This is a genomic window from Heyndrickxia camelliae (assembly GCF_002844575.1).
Taxonomy (GTDB): Bacteria; Bacillota; Bacilli; order Bacillales; family Bacillaceae_C; genus Margalitia; species Margalitia camelliae.
Genome location: NZ_PIQO01000014.1, coordinates 79,833 through 100,033, shown reverse-complemented (window position 1 = coordinate 100,033; position 20,201 = coordinate 79,833). Strand labels below are relative to the sequence as shown.

19 protein-coding genes are annotated in these 20,201 nt (G+C 35.6%); 12 read left to right on the top strand and 7 right to left on the bottom strand.

The features are described 5' to 3' along the window. Positions 1-48: 48 nt before the first annotated feature. From CWO92_RS16945 to CWO92_RS16935, 3 genes are all read left to right on the top strand, one after another. A complete protein-coding gene (locus CWO92_RS16945; protein WP_101355393.1) occupies positions 49-372 on the top strand; it encodes a metal-sensitive transcriptional regulator in 324 nt (107 codons plus the stop codon). 280 nt (positions 373-652) lie between these two features. After that, a complete protein-coding gene (locus CWO92_RS16940) occupies positions 653-1,504 on the top strand; it encodes a transporter substrate-binding domain-containing protein (RefSeq protein ID WP_101355392.1) in 852 nt (283 codons plus the stop codon). 17 nt (positions 1,505-1,521) lie between these two features. Continuing rightward, positions 1,522-2,202: an amino acid ABC transporter permease gene (locus CWO92_RS16935; protein ID WP_101355391.1), complete on the top strand. Its 681-nt coding sequence runs from the start codon at positions 1,522-1,524 to the stop codon at positions 2,200-2,202. A 30-nt stretch (positions 2,203-2,232) separates the two neighbouring features. Here the strand turns inward: CWO92_RS16935 and CWO92_RS16930 are convergent, their stop codons facing one another. Further along, positions 2,233-5,364: an efflux RND transporter permease subunit gene (locus tag CWO92_RS16930; protein WP_101355390.1), complete on the bottom strand. Its 3,132-nt coding sequence runs from the start codon at positions 5,362-5,364 to the stop codon at positions 2,233-2,235. 139 nt (positions 5,365-5,503) lie between these two features. Here CWO92_RS16930 and CWO92_RS16925 point away from each other — a divergent pair, with 139 nt between their 5' ends. Together CWO92_RS16925 and CWO92_RS16920 are read left to right on the top strand one after the other, a co-directional pair. Beyond that, entirely contained in the window at positions 5,504-6,142 is a 639-nt protein-coding gene (locus CWO92_RS16925) for a GTP pyrophosphokinase (protein ID WP_101355389.1), read from the top strand. A 76-nt stretch (positions 6,143-6,218) separates the two neighbouring features. Continuing rightward, positions 6,219-7,094, top strand: a complete 876-nt coding sequence (locus CWO92_RS16920) for a TetR/AcrR family transcriptional regulator (RefSeq protein WP_207767811.1) — start codon at positions 6,219-6,221, stop codon at positions 7,092-7,094. Positions 7,095-7,131: 37 nt separating this feature from the next. Here the strand turns inward: CWO92_RS16920 and CWO92_RS25020 are convergent, their stop codons facing one another. Then, on the bottom strand, positions 7,132-7,278 hold the full coding sequence (locus CWO92_RS25020) for a lmo0937 family membrane protein (RefSeq protein WP_106426832.1): 147 nt from the start codon (positions 7,276-7,278) through the stop codon (positions 7,132-7,134). 126 nt (positions 7,279-7,404) lie between these two features. Here CWO92_RS25020 and CWO92_RS16915 point away from each other — a divergent pair, with 126 nt between their 5' ends. Beyond that, positions 7,405-8,832, top strand: coding sequence for a phospholipase D family protein (locus CWO92_RS16915; protein WP_101355387.1), 1,428 nt, complete (start codon positions 7,405-7,407; stop codon positions 8,830-8,832). Positions 8,833-8,917: 85 nt separating this feature from the next. Next, entirely contained in the window at positions 8,918-9,391 is a 474-nt protein-coding gene (locus tag CWO92_RS16910) for a spore coat protein (RefSeq protein ID WP_101355386.1), read from the top strand. A gap of 79 nt (positions 9,392-9,470) precedes the next feature. On the opposite strand, the gene CWO92_RS16905 is transcribed toward CWO92_RS16910, so the two are convergent. After that, a complete protein-coding gene (locus tag CWO92_RS16905; protein ID WP_101355385.1) occupies positions 9,471-9,785 on the bottom strand; it encodes a thioredoxin family protein in 315 nt (104 codons plus the stop codon). 312 nt (positions 9,786-10,097) lie between these two features. Here CWO92_RS16905 and rodA point away from each other — a divergent pair, with 312 nt between their 5' ends. Further along, on the top strand, positions 10,098-11,270 hold the full coding sequence (gene rodA / locus CWO92_RS16900; protein WP_101355384.1) for a rod shape-determining protein RodA: 1,173 nt from the start codon (positions 10,098-10,100) through the stop codon (positions 11,268-11,270). Positions 11,271-11,338: 68 nt separating this feature from the next. Here the strand turns inward: rodA and CWO92_RS16895 are convergent, their stop codons facing one another. From CWO92_RS16895 to CWO92_RS16880, 4 genes are all read right to left on the bottom strand, one after another. Beyond that, complete coding sequence (locus tag CWO92_RS16895) at positions 11,339-12,406, bottom strand: Ger(x)C family spore germination protein (protein WP_101355383.1); 1,068 nt, start codon at positions 12,404-12,406, stop codon at positions 11,339-11,341. After that, a complete protein-coding gene (locus CWO92_RS16890) occupies positions 12,403-13,497 on the bottom strand; it encodes a GerAB/ArcD/ProY family transporter (protein ID WP_101355382.1) in 1,095 nt (364 codons plus the stop codon). Before CWO92_RS16890 ends, CWO92_RS16895 begins: the two co-directional genes overlap by 4 nt. A 21-nt stretch (positions 13,498-13,518) precedes the next feature. Then, on the bottom strand, positions 13,519-15,033 hold the full coding sequence (locus CWO92_RS16885) for a spore germination protein (RefSeq protein ID WP_101355381.1): 1,515 nt from the start codon (positions 15,031-15,033) through the stop codon (positions 13,519-13,521). A 255-nt stretch (positions 15,034-15,288) separates the two neighbouring features. Beyond that, entirely contained in the window at positions 15,289-16,260 is a 972-nt protein-coding gene (locus CWO92_RS16880; RefSeq protein WP_101355380.1) for an ABC transporter substrate-binding protein, read from the bottom strand. A 174-nt stretch (positions 16,261-16,434) separates the two neighbouring features. Here CWO92_RS16880 and CWO92_RS16875 point away from each other — a divergent pair, with 174 nt between their 5' ends. The 4 genes from CWO92_RS16875 to CWO92_RS16860 are packed head-to-tail and all read left to right on the top strand — an operon-like array spanning position 16,435 to position 20,165. After that, positions 16,435-17,439, top strand: a complete 1,005-nt coding sequence (locus tag CWO92_RS16875; RefSeq protein ID WP_101355379.1) for a FecCD family ABC transporter permease — start codon at positions 16,435-16,437, stop codon at positions 17,437-17,439. Beyond that, positions 17,436-18,491 carry a FecCD family ABC transporter permease gene (locus CWO92_RS16870; protein ID WP_101355378.1) on the top strand — a complete coding sequence of 352 codons (1,056 nt, stop codon included), beginning with the start codon at positions 17,436-17,438 and terminating at the stop codon, positions 18,489-18,491. Before CWO92_RS16875 ends, CWO92_RS16870 begins: the two co-directional genes overlap by 4 nt. A 44-nt stretch (positions 18,492-18,535) precedes the next feature. Beyond that, the gene (locus CWO92_RS16865) at positions 18,536-19,357 is read left to right on the top strand and encodes an ABC transporter ATP-binding protein (RefSeq protein ID WP_101355377.1); all 822 of its coding nucleotides are present in this window, start codon (positions 18,536-18,538) and stop codon (positions 19,355-19,357) included. Further along, positions 19,347-20,165, top strand: a complete 819-nt coding sequence (locus CWO92_RS16860; protein WP_158177164.1) for an IucA/IucC family C-terminal-domain containing protein — start codon at positions 19,347-19,349, stop codon at positions 20,163-20,165. The genes CWO92_RS16865 and CWO92_RS16860 overlap by 11 nt, the downstream gene beginning before the upstream one ends. Positions 20,166-20,201: the final 36 nt, after the last annotated feature.

Below are 20,201 nucleotides of genomic sequence, written 5' to 3'. Positions count from 1 at the left end.
AAGGACATCAACATGTGAATAAAGGATACGGAATGGGGGTAATTTTTCATGGCAATAGAGGAAAAAGAGGAACACGTAAAAATAGACGAACAAAGGGCCTCACACCATTCTGAAAAGACGAAAAAAAATTTAATGACACGCTTAAATCGGATTGAAGGACAAATTAGAGGGATTAAAGGGCTGATCGAAAAGGATACTTATTGTGATGATGTCATCACGCAAATTTCAGCAACACAAGCAGCCTTAAATAGTGTGGCCAAAATATTATTAGAAGGACATATAAAAAGTTGTGTTGTAGAGCGGATCCAGCAAGGGGATTACGAAGTGCTGGATGAGATATTAACGACTTTTCAAAGACTAATGAAAAAATAAACTTTTACTTATAAGGATTATAACCAAATGAAGATAAAATAAGTATTACGCTTATAAGAGTAGTCATTATCAACATCAAATGCCTTTAAACGTTTTAAGCTAGTCTTGTTGGATGAGAAGTAAATAAATGAAGGAGGGCCGATTCAAACTTGAATTGGCCTTTATTAATCTAAAATTCTGTATACTAAAAATTCCATTGCGTAAATCCAAGTTCAGTGCTATGTTTTTATCTGTTGAGGCTGCAAATAGCCTATGATAAAACCAAAATGGAGGATTTTGCATGTTTAAAGTACATACATTAAAGCGGCTTCCAATCGCACTAGTGCTTATAGCAGTAATGTTAGTAACTGCTGCATGTGGAGGCAATAACACAAAAACTCAAGAGCAAACAACTTGGGATAAAATAAAGGACAAGGGTGAACTAACCGTAGCGACATCTGGAACCCTTTACCCAGCTTCATATCATGATTCCAAATCCGATCAATTAACAGGATATGATGTGGAAGTAGTACGCGAGGTTGCAAAAAGACTTGGCTTGAAAGTAAAATTTGTTGAAATGGCTTTCGATGGTATGCTTACTTCGGTTAACAGTGGAAAAGTAGATCTTGCCGCAAATGACATTGCAATCACAAAAGATCGTGAAAAGAAATTTAATTTTTCAGCACCGTATAAATATTCGTTTGGTTCTGCAATTGTTAGAAAAAGCGACAGCTCTGGCATTCATTCTTTGGATGATTTGAAAGGAAAAAAAGCGGCAGGAGAAGCAACCACTACTTATATGAAAGTGGCACGTGAGCATGGCGCAAAAGAAGTTATTTACGATAATGCAACCAATGATCAATATTTGCGTGATGTTTCTAATGGAAGAACAGATGTTATTTTAAATGATTATTATTTACAGAAACTAGCAATTGCTGCTTATTCAAAATTAAATATTATGATTGAACCGCATATTCGTTTTTCACCTAGCAGTGCTGGAATGATCATGAAAAAAGATAATCAAGAGTTAAAAGATAAGATTGATAGCACGTTGAAAAAAATGAAAGAAGATGGCACCATTACTAAATTATCCAAACAATTCTTTGGCGGAGATGATGTATCGAAAAAACCAAATATCAAATTCTCAAAATAAGCTAAGGGGGAAGGTCAATGAGCAATATTCAGTGGGAATATCTATTTAATCTTAAACTTGCCATCAAATCCTTCCCGTATGTGCTGCAAGGAATTGGTTATACCATGCTGCTGTCTTTCGTCAGTATGATATTAGGACTTATTATTGGCTTTTTCTTAGCTCTAGCAAGAACTTCTAAATATCAATTACTAAGATGGTTGTCTAGAATCTATATTTCCTTCATGCGTGGAGTGCCTATCCTTGTAGTATTGTTTATCTTATACTATGGATTTCCTATTATAGGAATTGAATTTACAGCTGTCACAGCAGCGATTATTGGCTTTACGTTAAATAGTGCAGCATTTATGGCAGAAATTTGGCGCTCCTCCATTTCATCTGTTGGAAAGGGACAATGGGAGGCAGCTGCATCTCTTGGTTTTACCTACTGGCAAACGATGAGAAGGATTATCCTGCCTCAATCAATTAGGATTGCAATTGCTCCTTTATTCAATGTATTTCTTGATTTAATAAAAGGAACCTCATTAGCAGCCATGATTACTGTACCAGAAATGTTTCAAAAGGCAAAAATCGTCGGTGGCAGAGAATTTGATTACATGACCATGTACATTTTAGTAGCACTCATTTATTGGGCACTTTGTACGTTAATCTCTTTTATCCAAGATTTTATGGAAAAGAAATATGAAATGGATATACAATAAGGGTCACTTCAAAATGAAGTGACCTTATTTTTATTCTATGTTTTTTTCCTTCTTTTTAAACTTCATTAAAAACTCATATACTACTGGAACAATAAGCAATGTTAATAGCGTAGAACTAGTAAGACCACCGATAACGGTGACTCCAAGGTCTTTCGAAATGAGTCCGCTGCCTTCAAATCCAAAGGCTAACGGCAATAAAGCACCAATTGTGGCGAGTGCTGTCATCAATATAGGACGAATCCGTGTAGCCCCAGCTTCTAACAGTGCCTCACGTGTAGATAGTCCCTCTTGTTGCTTATGAATCACACGGTCAATTAATACAATTGCGTTTGTAACTACGATACCGATAAGCATTAGAGCACCTATCATGGAAGAAATACTTAGAGTCTCTCCTGTAATGAGTAATGCCAGTAATCCCCCGATAATAGTGAAAGGAAGGGAGAAAAGGATAGCAAATGGTGCAAGTGCTCCACCAAATGTGATAACTAGAACTAAATATACAATTGCAATCGCGGCAAGCATTGCAAGTCCTAATTGAGAGAAGGATTCGTTAATATCCTCCGTTACACCACCCATAGACACTTCAACATTACTTGGAAGCTTGATTTTATCTACTTTTTTCTTTACATCTTGTGAAACTTTGGAAACATCTTTTTCTTTTATGACCCCACTCACACTGGCATAAATTCTTCCATCCCTTCTAGAGACAGAGTTCGGAGATTCACCAGTTTGTACTTTCATAACATCTTTTAAAGCAACATCAGTGCCAAGCGAAGATTTAACTTTTGTATTTGTGAGATCATCTACATTTTTGTAGGATTTTTGATCGACTGTTACATAAACATTTAAATCTTTTCCATCTTTCTTAATTGTAGTTAAGACAGGATTATCTCCAACACGGTTTAATTCCATTCCAATTTGGCCAGCAGTCAATCCATATCCTGCAAGCTTGCTTTGATTCGCTACCAGTGTATATTGTTGGTAGGATTTTGATAAACTGGAGCTAACATTTTTTAAAGAGTGATTCTGTTTCATAATGTCTTCAATATGTTGAATCACAGGCTGTATTTGTTCTAAGGTATCCCCGTATACAAGCAGCTCTAAAGAATTACTGCTTCCTGTAGAACCGAAATCTTGTGATTTCCATTCACCCTTATTTGACATAGTTTGCAGATCTTTGATGACCTTTTCAGGTTCTTTATCAAAGTTTTTCGCATCTTTATCATATTCTACATAAAATAATGCAGAATTATTTTCTCCAGGATTCATTGGATTTTCTCCGCCAACGGAGTATTGAATATTTTTGACTCCAGTACGATTTTCAAAGTATTTCTCGGCTTTATTTGTTATTTTTTCGACATCACTTCTTGTTTGGCCGGGATCTGGCTTATATGTTGCCATTACCATTTTTTGTTCATCGGATGGAATAAAGCTTACCCCAATAGCTGGGATGAGTAATAAGCTTCCGATGAAAATCAAAATAGCGAGTCCAAATGTAATCAACTTATGATCTAAAGACCAATTCAATATTTTTTTATAAAAGGAGGCTATCTTGCCATGTTCTTTTTCGGCTGTATGCTGTTTCTTAATGCCGTTCTTAAATAAGGAGTTTGCGAACATTGGAACGACCGTAATGGCTACTAGCAAAGAGGCAAGTAAAGCAAATACAATGGTTAAGGCAAATGGTAAGAACAACTCCCCAACCATACCAGAAACAAGGCCAAGCGGTAAAAATACAGCTATGGTGACAATGGTAGAGGACATAATTGGCCTAAACATTTCTTTGGTTGCTTCTCTAATTAAATCTTTACCTTTTAGTTTTTCTGTTGTTAACGACATTCTTCGGTAAATATTTTCAATAACAACGATGGAGTCATCGACGACGCGTCCAATCGCAACGGTCATTGCTCCAAGTGTCATGATATTTAAAGAGATATCCATTTGTTTTAAAATCAAAACAGCAATGATAAGGGATAATGGAATAGAAATAACCGAAATAATAGTGGATCGGTAATCCCTTAAGAATAACAAAATAATAATTACTGCAAATAATGCACCGATAATCGCTTTGTTTAGCATCGTGCTGACAGAATCTTTAATTGGTGTTGCCTGATCAAACATTTTCACGACTTTCAAACCAGCGTGATTCTTTTTTAACTCATTGATTTTCTTTGTTACATTATCTGCCACATCAACCGTGTTGGCATCGGTTGATTTTGATATTTGAACACCGATGGATTCTGCACCATTCGTTTTGGAAATAGATTCATGCTTCCCAACAATCTTCACATCCGCAATATCTGCCAGTTTCACAGTTGGAATTGCTGGTGCTGTAACAACTGAAGAAGAGGATTGGCCAGCATTGGCAACGGTCTGCCCCTGAGCATTTAAAGTGGACTGATTTCCCATCGGTACTTGTGGTGTGTATGGGATTTTAAGATTTTTCAAATCTTCCATCGTATGAATATTTCCATCTACCACTACAGATTTTTCTTTATCATCGAAAGTGATTAAACCAAGCGGTACAGAAACATCAGATCCTTGAATAAGCTGCTTGACAACATCCTCCGTAAGTCCATACTTTGCAAGTTTTTTCTGATCAAATGTGATATCAACTTCTTTTTCATATTGACCTGATGCCTGAACCTGGGAAACACCCTCAATTCCTTCCAATGAAGGAATAATATCATCTTCCACTGTTTTGGTTAACTCTTCAAGTGATTGTTTATTATTAGTAATACTAAGCGAAAGGATAGGAAACTCGTTAATATTGAATTTCGAAACCTTAGGTGATTGGACCTTATCGGGTAAAGCCACTTCAGAAATAGCGTCTTTTATCTCTGATTCCGCCTTGTCCATATCTTTTGAATATTGGTATTGGATTTGTATAGACGAAACATTTTGCGAAGATGTAGAAGTGACAACATCTACCCCAGATAAGTTTTTGATTCTTTGTTCGATTGGCTTCGTTACTTTTTCAGCAATATCATCTGGCGTTGCACCTGGATAAACCGTTGAAACCATAATTACAGGTGCTGTTATATTTGGTATAGTTTCCAGCTTCATCTTTAAGCCAGAATACAAGCCTGCCACGACGACAATAATCGTTATCAACCAAACTGCAAACTTATTTTTCATACAAAAGTTTATGATTTGATTCAAGTTATATCGCTCCTTCACAAGGTTGACCGACTGGTCATGTCAATTTATAATATAAATGACTGGTCATACATTAGCAAGTGAAAGTTCTGTTAAATTGCAACTTTCATCCAATAAAGGGAGAAGTTAAAGGAGAATATATATGTACGACACAAATCAATGGAAAGAGTTTTTCTTGCCATATAAATTTGGATTAGATGATTTAAAGACGAAAATTAATATAATGGTCGAAGAAGCTTTTTTAATGGGAGAAAATAATTCAATCGAGCATATTAAAACAAGGATTAAAACACCGTCGAGCATGCTGGATAAGCTAAAGAGAAAAAAAATCGAACCTACGTTGGAAAATGCAAAGAAGTATCTTTTTGATATAGTAGGCGTGAGAATCGTCTGTTCCTTTGTTTCCGATATTTATGAAATTTATAACCTGTTTTTAAAAAGAAAAGATCTTAAGGTAATAGAAGTGAAGGATTATATACATAATCCAAAACCAAATGGCTATCAAAGCCTTCATATAATTGTCCAAATACCGGTCCAGTTAACACATAGGGTGGAGCATGTAAATGCAGAAATTCAGTTAAGAACTTTAGCTATGGATTTTTGGGCAAGCCTTGAACATAAGATCTTCTATAAATATAATCGGGATATTCCCCAATATTTGAAGGATGAACTGAAAGAGGCTGCAGACAGTGTAAGGATGCTGGATGAAAAAATGAAGGGTATACGTGATGAAGTTAATGCCATTGATGCTATAAGAGATTCTATATTTTTACCATTATAGTTGAGGGAACAAATAAGGTTACGGGAATCGAGAGGATGCAATTCTTCTCTCGGTGACATTAAAAGAGGGGACCATGATGAAGCAAAAACGGAAGGAACTTATCAAAACCGCTATTAAATTATTTGCTGAGAAAGGTTTTCAATCTACATCAGTTCAAGATATTGTCAGCAATTATGGAATATCAAAAGGGGCGTTTTACAACTATTTTTCCTCAAAAGAGGAGCTTTTAGTTGATATATTTAGATATTACCATGACAAATTAAATAAGAAGATTTCCGAAATTGATGCGTTAAATATAGATCCAAAGGAAAAAATCAGAAAAAGAATTCAGCTTCAATTCCAATATTTTATGAAGCATAGAGATTTTATCGTTATGTATTTCCGTGAACAAAATCAATCGGTAAACGAAGAGTTACAAAAACTTATAAAGGCACATACAGTAAACATGCTTGAAAAAGAAGAGACCCTTCTGCTTGCATGTTATGGTGAATCCATCCAATCATCGGTGAATGATTTGGTATTAATTTGTTTTGGGATACGGAACGCGTATATGAAAATCACTGTATTTGACGGGATTGAGCTGGAACCTGAGCAGATATCCTACTATTTGCTGGAACGAATAGATGATGTTGTAGAAGGAATCAAGAGGAGTAAACTGGAACCGCTATTAACAAAAGCTCAATTTAAAGAATACATGAATGGTCTTCTCACCAATCAACAAAAGATATTATCCAATTTAATAGCGATGAAAGAAACCTTGGAATCATTAGGAATCCCTCAAGACAGAAAAGAAGAGTTATACAACGTCATCGAATATTTGATAGAAGAAAACAACAAGCAGGATGTTAAAAAATATATTTTTCAAGGAATGCTTACAAATTTTAAAACTATTAAGGAACTGGATCCTTTTCGGAAGGAAATAGCTGAAATTTTAAGTATTGAACTTTTATAATTACAATAAAAAAGCCGTCTTTCACACGGCTTTTTTTCTACCTATTTTTTGCTCCTCTAATTAATTTAATCACTAATAATATTACTGCAATAATTAGCAGCAAATGGATAAATCCCCCTGCTATATGGCCGATTAATCCTAGAATCCATAAGATAATTAAAATAATGATAATGGTCCATAACATGACAAACACTCCTTTCTTTTATGGTTACATTACCCAAAAGTAAAGCAAATTACACATATCTGGTTAATCTATTTTAAATTTGGGCAATATAAACCAATCTATACAAGGTAGGGGGTTTTTATCAGGATGAAAAGAAAGATCTTTCTCTTCCTTATGCTACTCTTCCTTATTATTTATATTGGAACTATAATATATCATGCATATAAACCTCTTCCTCCAGGTATCTCTTTTGAAGGAAAAAAGCATATTATAAATGATAAGGATATCTCCTTCTTAACGGATTTAACCTATTATGAGCAAAATGGCAAGAAAATAGAAAAGTCTATTTTTCCTCGTCTGGTTCAGGCAATAGATGAGGCGAATGAATTTATTGTGCTTGATTTTTTTCTTTTTAATGGCTATCAAAATAAAGGGCTTAATTTTCCGAAAGTAAGTGAGACATTAGTGAAAAGATTAATAGAAAAGAAAAAGCATAATCCCAACATTCGAATCATTGTCATTTCTGATGAAATAAATACTTCCTACGGTTCTTATAAATTAAAGGAGTTTGAAAATCTTAAGAAGAATGGCATAGATGTCATCATAACAAATATAGATAGGTTACGTGATTCTACACCTTTATATTCTGGATTATGGAGAATGTTTATAAAAGGTTTTGGACTTTCTGAAAAGGGCTGGTTGCCAAATGCATTAGCGGATAATGCACCGAAAATGACCATTCGTTCTTATTTGAAGCTATTAAATATCAAAGCAAATCACCGCAAAATATTTGCAACAGAAAACTCCGCTATTATTTTTTCAGGTAACCCTTCACATGATGCGAGTGCAAATTTTAACAATACTGCATTTGAAATAAAAGGACCCATTATTCAAGATGTACTTTTCTCTGAACAAGCTGCCATTCATTTGTCTGATCGTTTAAAAGTTCCTGCGTTTGATTCTAAAGAGGGGCGAAACGGCAACATTCAGGCTCAATTGCTTACAGAAGGAAAAGTGTATAAACATATCCAATCAGAATTAGCCAAAACAAAAAAAGGTGACGAAATATGGATGGCAATGTTTTATATTGCTGACAGGACCATAATTCACACACTGATAGAAGCTGCTAATAGAGGAGTAAACATCAATTTGATTTTGGACCCAAACAATAATGCATTCGGCCATCGTAAACATGGTTTACCCAATCATCCTGTGGCCCAGGAACTTATAAAAAAGGGAAATGGATTCATCCACATTCGGTGGTATAAAACGCTTGGGGAACAATTTCATCCGAAGTTAATATTCATACAGAAAAGAGACATTTCCATTATCATCAATGGTTCTAGTAATTTAACTTTTCGAAATTTGGCAGATTATAATTTGGAAACCGATGTTTTGGTTGTTGCCCCCAATGATTCTGCTATCGTGGAACAAGTGGATTCGTATTTTAAACGTATTTGGCTGAATCAAAATGGTCTTTTTACTTATCCATACAACAAAGAAAAAGATAAGTGGGTCTTTCTTGAAAGGGGAGTATACCGACTGCAGGAATTATTGCAATTAACAACCTACTAAAGGAGCCCAAAGTTGTTTGGAAGACTAACAAAAAAGCCTATACGTTCATAAGATATGGAGAAATACAAATAAGGAGAAAACAAGTATGAATCATCAGTTAGCATGGCATGAATCATTGGAACTCCATGAATTATTAACATTCCAGGCGAACTGCTTAATTCAATTAAAAATGTCTGTTAGAAAAGTTATAAATCATGAACTCCATGATTTATACCTTTATTCCATAAAATTGGTGGAAAAAAATTTAAAGGATTTATTGCCTTATGTGGACAATATTCCTAATGAATATAGCAGGCGCAAAAATGAGCAAAGCTTTTTTGCAGGGGATCTATTAGGTGCAGCAAAAGCAACAATTAAAATATATGCAAACGCCATAACCGAAACAACTTCATCTGAATTACGCTCTGTGTTTCAACGCCATTTAAATATTGTTATTAGTTGGTATACGAAAATTTTCGACTATATGAATAAGAATGGACTGTATCCTTCCTTTAATTTGCAGAAATTATTAGAAAAAGATGCTCAAACTGTTCAAAATGCATTAATAATGAAATATTAAGAAGAAAAGCGGTCAGAAACTCTTCTGGCCGCTTTATTATGAGTATGTTTACTTAAATTTTTCCTATTAAGGCAGGTATTTATTGTGCATCCAGAAATTCTCTAACTTGTTCAGGAGATTTGGCGTTAGCGCTGTGTAAATGTGCTAATTTTTCTCCATTTTTGAAAATTAACAGGCTTGGAATTCCCATTACAGAATATTTTTCTGCAAGATCCGGAAATTCATCACGATTAATTTCATACCATTTATATTGATTATAGTCCTTAATAACATCATCAATAAACATATTCATTCTAGTACAATCTGGACACCAGCCAGCGAAAAACTTCATGATAACAGGTTCATCACTGGAGATAAGTTGCTCAAATGTTTCAAGACTTTTCACTTCTTCCAAAACAAATCCTCCTTATTATAAACAACTCGCAGCTTAGCTAATCTTTCATTAGTATTGTATTCGTTCTATGATTTTCATTCAATTAATTTGTTTCTATTAGCTATTTTCTTATAAAATAGGAAATATGACATAATGTATGGCTTTCTTGAAGTGTGGTTTTATCATTATATAGCGATTAAGATAAAAATGGTCATGACAATGCCACAATTTGTGACTTTGTATCGTTGACATGAACCTGTATAATGTTATTATGACTATACTTGTTAAGTTTTGAACATACACCCTAAGAAATAGTAGGAGACGAATTTATATATGACTTCTCGAACAACAAAAACATCCAAAATAGATTACGGACTAGTATTAACCATTATGTTATTATGTCTTGTTAGTCTCATATCCATATATAGTGCACAAAAATCTGGTCAATACAGCGGAAACTTTGTTATGAAGCAAGGACTTTGGTATATTGTTGGTACCGGTTTAATCATATTGACGGTTCAATTGGACTCTGATCAGTTGAAAAAATTATCATGGTATAGCTATGGATTTGGGCTTTTTCTTTTAATTCTGCTAATTATTGCACCAAGCTCTATTGCTCCCCATATAAATGGTGCAAAGAGCTGGTTCAAGGTTCCTTTTATGGGAACATTGCAGCCTTCGGAGTTTATGAAAGTGTTTTTCATTTTAGCTTTATCCCGGGTTGTTACAGATCATCATCAAAAATTCATTGTAAAAACGGTAAAAACGGATTTTTGGTTATTAGTTAAAATCGGAATTGTTACCATGGCTCCGTTAGGATTAATTATGTTACAGCCCGATTTAGGAACTAGTTTAGTATTTATTGCGATTATGATGGGGATTATCTTCTCCTCAGGAATCACTTGGAGATTACTATTGCCGATTTTTGGAGGATTTGCAAGTATTGCCGCAATTGCAATTTATTTTGTAATTTGGAACCCGCAATTTTTAAGCAAGTATTTACATGTCCAACCATATCAATTTGGGCGTATTTATTCTTGGCTTGATCCGTATAACTATCAGAGTGATTCGGGATATCAGCTCATTAATTCCCTCCTTGCGATTGGGTCCGGTGAAACCCTAGGAAAAGGGTTCAATCACAGGGATGTATATTTGCCTGAGAGCCAAACAGACTTTATCTTTAGTGTAATAGGGGAAGAATTTGGTTTTATTGGAGCAAGTATTGTCGTCAGCTTATTTTTTATGCTGATTTACCATATAACAAAAGCCAGCCTGGAAACAAAAAATGATTTTTACTCCTATATTTGTTCCGGGGTAATCGCCATGATTACCTTCCACGTTTTTCAAAACATTGGCATGACGATTGGACTCTTGCCAATTACAGGTATTCCGCTGCCTTTTATTAGCTACGGAGGTAGCTCGATGATGGGGAATATGCTGTCTATTGGCTTAATCTTCTCGATAAGATATCATTATAAAAAGTATATGTTCTCTACGGAAATATAAAACAAAAGCCTGTAGAAGCTAATCTTCCACAGGCTTTTGTTCATTATTCATATGAAATAACTATTCCATTACTCCACAGTACCACTTTCTACAATTTGCACCTTAGGGATGATTTTAAATGTGACGTTCTGATAATCTGAATCCCACCACTTATCCCAATTGAAATGCCTCGAAACATTTTCAGTACGTTCTCCAATTCCAACAGGGTCGATTTTATGCCGTTGAAAATCCTTCAACAATGATAATGTTTCCTTTTCAATCCTTTTTTCAAAACCTTTTTCAAATTTACGCATTACCGTATTGGAAATCTTTTTCCCGGTGTATTCACGTATGATACCTTCTATATATATATGGATAGTGACTTCATAAGGTTGCTTTTTTGTATTTACTTTGATGTTATTACTAGAGCTAATGCTCCTTACAACAACTTCTTCGTTGTTAATTCTCACTGCTTGATTTCCAGCACTATGACGGTCTACAAGCAATTTAAAGAAAAACATTTTTTTCGGAGGAATTTTTTCCACCATCTTTTTTCTATTAAATAGGGCCATCCCGGTAATCCCAAGTTCAGTATTGTCTATTTGCTTAATGATTGGCAAATAGGTTGTTCTCCCCTTTTCATAGAGATATGCACCAAATAAATGCAGGTTTTGCCTAGGTACATCGAGGTATTTCATATTGTGGTCAAGTAAATCTTTAATATATATGCCATTACCAGTGTTTCCGTATTTCCCCATTAAAAGGGTAGATGCACTGCCATCCACTACTGCAAGGTGGATCCTTGAACCAATATTGGGGTCCCTTTGAAAAGAGTCGATTAATTCATAGAACCCGCGTTTGGCAAGGTCCTCACCGAATAAAACGACTTGGATACTTCCTGTTACTAAAGGCTGATCTGACTTCTTTTGGAGCTTTTCTAAAATTTCCCTTGTAACCTTTGATTTTGCAAGTAACACATTATTGAATACACTTTTGTCTGGCATATAAGTTGGATAAAGGACAGTTCCTAAAATTTTTCCTTCTGTCCAGTCAAAAGCAGTTGCAGTCTCAATATTTTGCTTATCTATGATTTGTTGCTGTACACACCCGCTTAAAATGAGAATGGTAGCAAGGAAAAGGAAAAAGCTTTTCTTCATGGATTTTTTTTCACCTTCTTTATAATGGATACCAATAAGAGAATAATCGGTATATAAATAAAATTGATGAGAAAACCGATGTTTCCGATAATATTATTTAACATGTCGATATGCAGACGTTTTTTTAATAATGGACTGGCAATCAGAACGACAAAGCTTATGAACCAGAGGGTATATGTATGTTTGATATGAATCGTTCTTTTTAACAATCGACTAGCACACCAAAGAGATAAACAAACATTTGGCAATATTATTAAACACCAATTGGCAATCCCAATATATTCGAAGCGTTCGACTACAGGTAGCCTAACAATTTTAAAGGTTGTTAATGTTGCCCAAATATCTTTCTGTAGCTGTTCTTCTCCGTAAAATGCGAAGGTAATGATAGTCATATATAGATATAATAAAGTAGTAAATACACCCCCGAGAATTGCCCATTTTTTCGATTTGTTTGGTTCTTTAATAAAAGGATAATAAATCATAATGGTTTCAAAACCCAAGTAGGTTAGAGTAGTGCTTTGTGCTGCTTTTACTATTTCATTCATAGAATGGTTGAAAAGAGGTAAAAAATGCCGAAAATCCCCATATGGAATGGCGGCACCAAGAATATAAACAATAAAAAAAGGAAGAACAAAAGAAAAGAAGGTAATTCCAACAATGGTACGAATACCTCCATAAATAATATAAATACAAAGCAATAGATAAGCTAAAGAAAACCAAAAAGTACTAAGATCAGGATACATCCAAACCTGTATGACTTCTATATAGGTGCGGAGAACTGTCAAAACTAGCATCGAGAAGTAGACGATAAAAAATATATCCAGTATTTTTCCTACCCATTTGCCGAGTACAAATTGATGAATATCCGAAAGATCTCCGTTTACCATTTCTAATTGTCTATACATAAGAGACATAACTAAAATGGTTACGACTCCTGAAATAATAACAGACTGCCAAGAATCATACCCGGCAATGTTTGCAATAATTCGCTGAAAACCCAGTGCACCTACCCCTATTTGCATACCACAAGTGGTGTGGAAAACCAGATATGGTGAAAATTTTCGATTTTCTGGTATCATTTGTGGTTGCATGCCATTACCTCCGCTGATTGGTTACTCATCTATATCTTTCTTTCGCTTTGCATCCTTAGGAGGAAAGCGAAATGTATTCTTCGTTTGTAAATAAAGTGGTCGCAGTATTTGTTTATTAAAACCTAAGCGCACAATGGTATCCTTCAAATCAGGAAATCTTAAAGGATATAGCGGCTCCAAATATGGCCGTCCTAACGAAGTTAATCGAATTAAATGGGTTAAAAGGATGCAAAAACAAAATACGATACCAAGCAATCCCCAAAGCTGCGCAAATAGTAAAAATGGGAAGCGCAGAATACGAATGGTATTACCAATTTTATAAACAGGTGTTGTAAAGGACGCCAGCGCTGCCAAGGCAATTAAAATAAGCAGAACATTACTGGTAAAGCCTGCGTCTACAGAGGCTGTTCCAATAACGATACCACCCACGATACCGATTGTTTGTCCGATTTTTGTTGGTAGTCGTGCTCCAGCCTCACGTAACAGCTCAATCGTCAATTCCAGCACTAATGCTTCCAGAATAGGAGGGAATGGCACTCCTTGACGTGAACTAATTAATGTTGACATCAGGTTGGTGGGAATTAAATGATAGTGATAAGTTAAGGCAGCTACATATAATGGGGTAACCAATATTGAGAATAAAACGGCGAAAATCCGCAAAAGTCTAAAAAAAGTGGCAATCCCCCAGTTAATATAGTAATCCTCGAAAGATACGAAAAACTCGATAAGCGTTGTCGGACCAATTAAAGCATGAGGAGAACCATCCACCACAATGACGGCTTTCCCTTGACTTAATACACCTGCAGCTCGATCTGGTCTTTCTGTATCAAGAAAGACTGGGAAAGGGGAGGAATGATTGTCCGATAATATTTGCTCAATAAACGAACTATCACTAATCGCATCAAAATCAACGGCCTTCAACCTTTGCCTGAGGGTGTCAATATTTTCAGTATTAGCTGTTCCGTTAATATAAAGTAAGGCTACTTTGGTTTTGGAAAAGTTCCCAACCTTAAATTCTTCAATAATTAGCTCCTTAATAGGCAATCTTTTTCTAATTAGATTTAAGTTTTGATCAATCGATTCGATGAATGCTTCCTTTGGACCAATAACGCTAAATTCAATTTCAGGAGCACTTACGGTTCTTGTTACTTGTTGTTGAGCAGAAATAAAAGCAAACTTACTATTATTCTCGTGCTCTGTTCGAAGCAAAACATAGCCATTATATAATTTTTGCTCAATTTGTGATAAATCTGTACTTATCTCAAAATCTGCTACAGGCAGAATTTTATTAAGGTCTTCAATCTTTTCAAACCATTCCTCCAATAAATAAGGAAGAACATCTTTTTGAATAATTTCCTCATCTGTTAAGGTAGAAATAAATTTTAAGGAAAAATGCAAATTGGTTCGAGAATTGAAGAATTTTACCTCTTTCAAATCATGAGACTTGGGTTGATTTCCTTGCATATTTTGTTGTTGCGGTTGCTGGTTGCTAGTTGTCGCTTCTTTCTTTTTCCAACTTTTTTTAAAAAAATTCATATCCATTCCCCCGTATGGAAAATTTAATGGCCCAGTAATCTGAGGGAAAATCCAGCCATTTTATAACAATTAGTCTTTACCAATAAAAGGAGTAATATGTAAAAGAAGAGAAGACAGTAAAAAAAGCGGAGGGATGGAGGGTCAGGTTCCTTTTCCCAGAAGAAGAATAACAGGTATGCAGTTTCAAAAAGGCGAGAAAAGTAGGGGAAATGTTCCATAAAAAAATGGGGACGTTGTACCTGTCCCCATTTCCCTCTATTTATGTAAGAATATCTTTTCAATATCGTCCAGCATTAAGTTGGCAGCTATTACCCCGCCTGCTGTATTCCAGATTACGTCATTTACTTTATGAACATTTCCGGCTTTAGCAACTTTTAAGTTTTTAAAGAGAGGATCATTAATATATTCCTTTTCTAATGAGGATGCTCCTCCATCGCCAGTGTCATATGTGAAATAGAATAAAATATCTCCATCCATAGCTGGAATTCTTTCCTTTGTTAGATTACGCTCTGCAAAATCGTCTGCATCTTGTCCTTTAGCTCTTGCAAACCCAAGCTGGTCAAGAATAACACCTGCAAAGGTATCTTTATGATAAATACGAACATCTCCAGACATAAAACGTAAAAGAGATACCTTCATATTTGTTTTGTCTCCAAGTTTTTTCTTGATATCAGCGATTCGCTGATTAAATTGTTGGATTACTTCTTTTCCTTTCGCTTCTTGATTAACTGCTTTAGCATAAAGGGAGAAGTTCTCCTTCCAATCACCACGTAATGTTTCTGCAAATACAGTAGGAGCAATGGCGCTTAATTGATCATATATTTTTTCTTGGCGCATTTTGTTCCCAATAATTAAATCTGGATGCAGCTTTGCAATTGCCTCCACATTCACTTGATCCTCTGTACCAACAACTTTTACATTTTTCATTTTATCCTTAATGTGGTCATACCAAGGATTTCCTGTCCATGATTGAACTGCTCCAACAGGTTTTATACCTAATGCCAGTAATGCTTCTGTTCCCTCATTAGTTAAAATGACAACACGTTTAGGTGTTCCCTTAATAGTTGTTTTCCCCATTGCATGTTCAACTGTATAGTTTTTTCCTGCAGCATTACTATTTGTTCCTTTTTCCTTTTCCACTTCGCCAGATTTATTATTTCCACATGCAGCTAAAAGAAGAAGGGAAAGTATAGCAATTATGGTAAATATGGATTTTGTTTTCCCCATTATGTATGTACCTCCTCAATATGATTGATAATCATTATCATTTACTCCTCCTCCATCATATAAGTAGTGCAGCAGACTGTCAATATATAATTGAAAACGATTATCAAAATCATTGACTTCATGCTCAGCATTACCTAGACTAATGGTAGAGAATGATGGAAAGGTAAAAATGAAATGGTCTTAAAACAAAATTGGCAGAAGTTTATTGGAATTATAATAGCTGTCTTATGCTTGGTCTGTTTGATGGGGATGAGTGTAATATATGGATATACAGATACATCCATAAAAACAGCTATTCAGTCCTTTACACATTTTAATGGATCCAATAAGCATGTTATTATCACAACTGTTCGCTTACCAAGATCTCTTATTGCTGGTTCAGTAGGGGCATGTCTTGCAATGTCCGGTGTTATAATGCAAACTTTAACAAAAAATCCCCTTGCATCGCCAGGAATTCTTGGAATAAATGCAGGTGCGGGTTTTGCTGTTGTCATTGCAGTAACATTGTTTAATATTACGAGTTTACAAGCATTTGCTTGGGTATCATTTGCCGGGGCAGCATTAGCGGCAATTATTGTTTATTTATTAGGGAATACAGGCAGAGAAGGATTAACTCCTATGAAGCTTACCTTAGCGGGCGCTGCTATTGGTGCGTTATTTTCCTCCTTTACACAAGGTCTACTAACATTAAATGAATCGGCATTGGAACAAGTACTATTTTGGCTTGCTGGTTCTGTTCAAGGAAGAAAATTACAAATTTTAACATCTGTGCTGCCATATATGATAATTGGATGGGGTGCAGCACTCCTTTTAGCTGGAAAAATGAATATACTAGCTATGGGAGACGATGTGGCAAAGGGGCTTGGCTTAAAAATAGGCTTAGTCAAAATTGGTGCTGGTTTGATTGTTATCTTTCTTTCTGGAAGTGCAGTTGCAGTTGCGGGACCAATTGGATTTATTGGAATTGTCATTCCTCATATTGCTAGAAAAATAATAGGAATCGATCATCGCTGGTTACTCCCTTTTTCGGCGCTATTAGGAGGTATCTTACTGATTGCAGCAGATATTGCTGCTAGATATGTGATTATGCCATCAGAAGTGCCGGTTGGTGTAATGACTGCCATTATCGGTGCGCCATTCTTTATTTATTTAGCAAGGAAGGGGTTAACGAGTCGATGAGTCAATATAAAAGTTTACGTCTATTAAAAGGGAAAATATCATTTCTCCTTGACCGTCGCGCTCTCTGGACTACAGGTGCATTATTTCTTTTATTACTGGTTGTTTTTGTTATAAGTACTGGTTTAGGTGATATGAAATTAAATCCTGTAAGGGTTTTGAAAGTATTTTTTGGCGGAGGATCTTCCTTGGATCAATTGGTGGTGATGAAATTCCGCCTTCCTAGGATTATCGTTGCTTTGTTCGTTGGTATGGCTTTAGCTGTTGCTGGATCTATCTTACAAGGAATTATCCGTAATCCTCTGGCTTCGCCGGATATTATCGGTATCACGGGGGGAGCAAGTGCAGCTGTAGTTGGTTTTCTTGCGTTATTTAGCAATGCAGATAACATTTTAACTGTTAGTATTGATTGGTTACCAGTTGCAGCTTTTCTTGGAGCAACAATAGTCGCGTTTTTGGTATATTTTTTGTCCTGGAAAAATGGTGTTTCACCTATACGTCTAGTATTGATTGGTATCGGAATTTCCGCTGTTATGCAGGCAATCACGACAATGCTTATGTTAAAGGGACCAATTTATCGAGCTAGTGAAGCGAATATATGGATTACCGGTACAGTTAATGGCTCCAATTGGAGTAATGTATATATCATTATTCCAACGGTATTAGTACTTGTTATTATCTCATTTATATCAGCTAGAAGAATTAATATTCAAGAGTTAGGTGATGAACTTGCTACTGGTGTGGGAAGTCCTGTACAAAAACAGCGATTTTTTCTTTTAATCTTAAGCACAGCCTTAGTTGGCACAGCAGTTGCCTTCGCTGGCGGAATTGGATTTGTTGGATTAATGGCACCACATATGGCGAGAAGATTAGTAGGTTCAAGTTTCGGTGGCTTACTTCCGACTGCTGCATGTATAGGAGGAATACTTGTCATGCTTGCAGATTTAATAGGAAGGACAATTTTTCTGCCGCTTGAAATACCAGCAGGTGTTTTTACTGCAGCAATTGGTGCACCATACTTTATTTATCTATTATTTCGGGCAAAAACTGCATAGAACTTAATTAACAAAAACTTTTTGATTAGGAAGGAGTATACACCATGACCGGGACAATAGAAACAAAGTCTTTAACATTAGGATACGGTGATTCAATTATCATAAATGAATTAGATATCGCCATTCCGAAAGGTGAAATTACTGTTTTCATAGGAGGAAACGGGTGTGGAAAATCTACATTATTAAGATCAATTGCACGGCTTTTAAAGCCCGAATCAGGATCTGTCCTTTTGGATGGAAAGGATGTCGCAAAACTCCCTACAAAAGAAGTGGCGAAAAAATTATCCATTTTGCCGCAGTCTCCTGTTGCGCCGGAAGGGTTAACGGTACTTCAGCTTGTAAAGCAAGGTCGGTTTCCTTATCAATCATGGTTAAAACAGTGGTCTGAGAAAGACGAAGAGATTGTCATGAATGCATTAAAGGTAACCGGAATGGAAGAGTTCAAAGATCGTCATGTCGATGAACTTTCTGGAGGACAAAGACAGCGGGCATGGATTGCAATGACGCTAGCTCAGGACACGGATATCATTTTACTTGATGAACCGACAACCTATTTGGATTTGACACATCAGATTGAAATATTAGATTTATTATTTGAATTAAATGAGAAAGAAAAACGCACGATTATCATGGTACTACATGATATTAATTTGGCTTGCAGATATGCTCATAATATTGTTGCGATTAAAAACAAACAAGTATACGTTCAAGGAAAACCAGAAACCGTTATTAGCTGCCAAATGATAAGGGATGTTTTTGAAATGGACTGTCAAGTAACAATGGACCCGCTTTTTGGCACACCGCTTTGCATTCCCTTTGGAAAAGGTCGTTGTATTTTAAAGGATGAAGCCATCAATGCTATCTAATTTAACAGACAATGAAGCGAATGAACTATCAAAGTTCCGCTTTATCAATCAGATATCCGAGGGCAGGGGAAGTATTGCAGTTATCGAGTTATTTGATCATACAACATTAATAGAGCATCTAAATAATATTGGAAAACTAATTGGCTCACCAACACAAAGGGTTACAGCTTCTTTATTAACGAAAAGAATGGCTTTTTATGCAGTTATCCATTTATATACTATGAGTGTTTTAAACAAAAGGTTAAATGTTGATATAAAAAAAATGAAGCTTGTTGAAAAAGAAAATGATTTATTGTGGCTGCCGGATTTCTATCTAGGGGATTGTATCGTAAGTGAATCGTATGGTAATCGGACTCAATGGAGAGAAACGATTGTAGAAGATCTATTTACTCACTTTTTCCACCCATTGATAGAAGCACTTAGAGAGGCTACGAGATTTTCAAAAATGGTGATGTGGGAGAATATTGCTATTTATGTATTTTGGTTATATGAGACCATTATGAAGGAAGAAAAAGATATAGAAATAAAACAAAGAGCCGAAGATGATTTTCGTTATATATTGCAGGAGGCGGAAGGATCCTTATTTGGTCCATATTTACAAAATCCACTTGCTAGATTTAATGGTGAAAAAATATACCGTGAAGAATTTAATGAATGGATTCGTGTACGAAAAACTTGCTGCTTATCCAATTTATTAAACGCAAAAGACGGAAAAAGATGTAAAACATGCCCCAATGGGTGCAATATGTCTCCTTTTAAACAGGATACAGGGACAGGTCCCTCGTCCCAAAAAAGAAGCAGAGGATAATAAAAAAACGCCCCATTAAAGGATCAGGGGACGCCT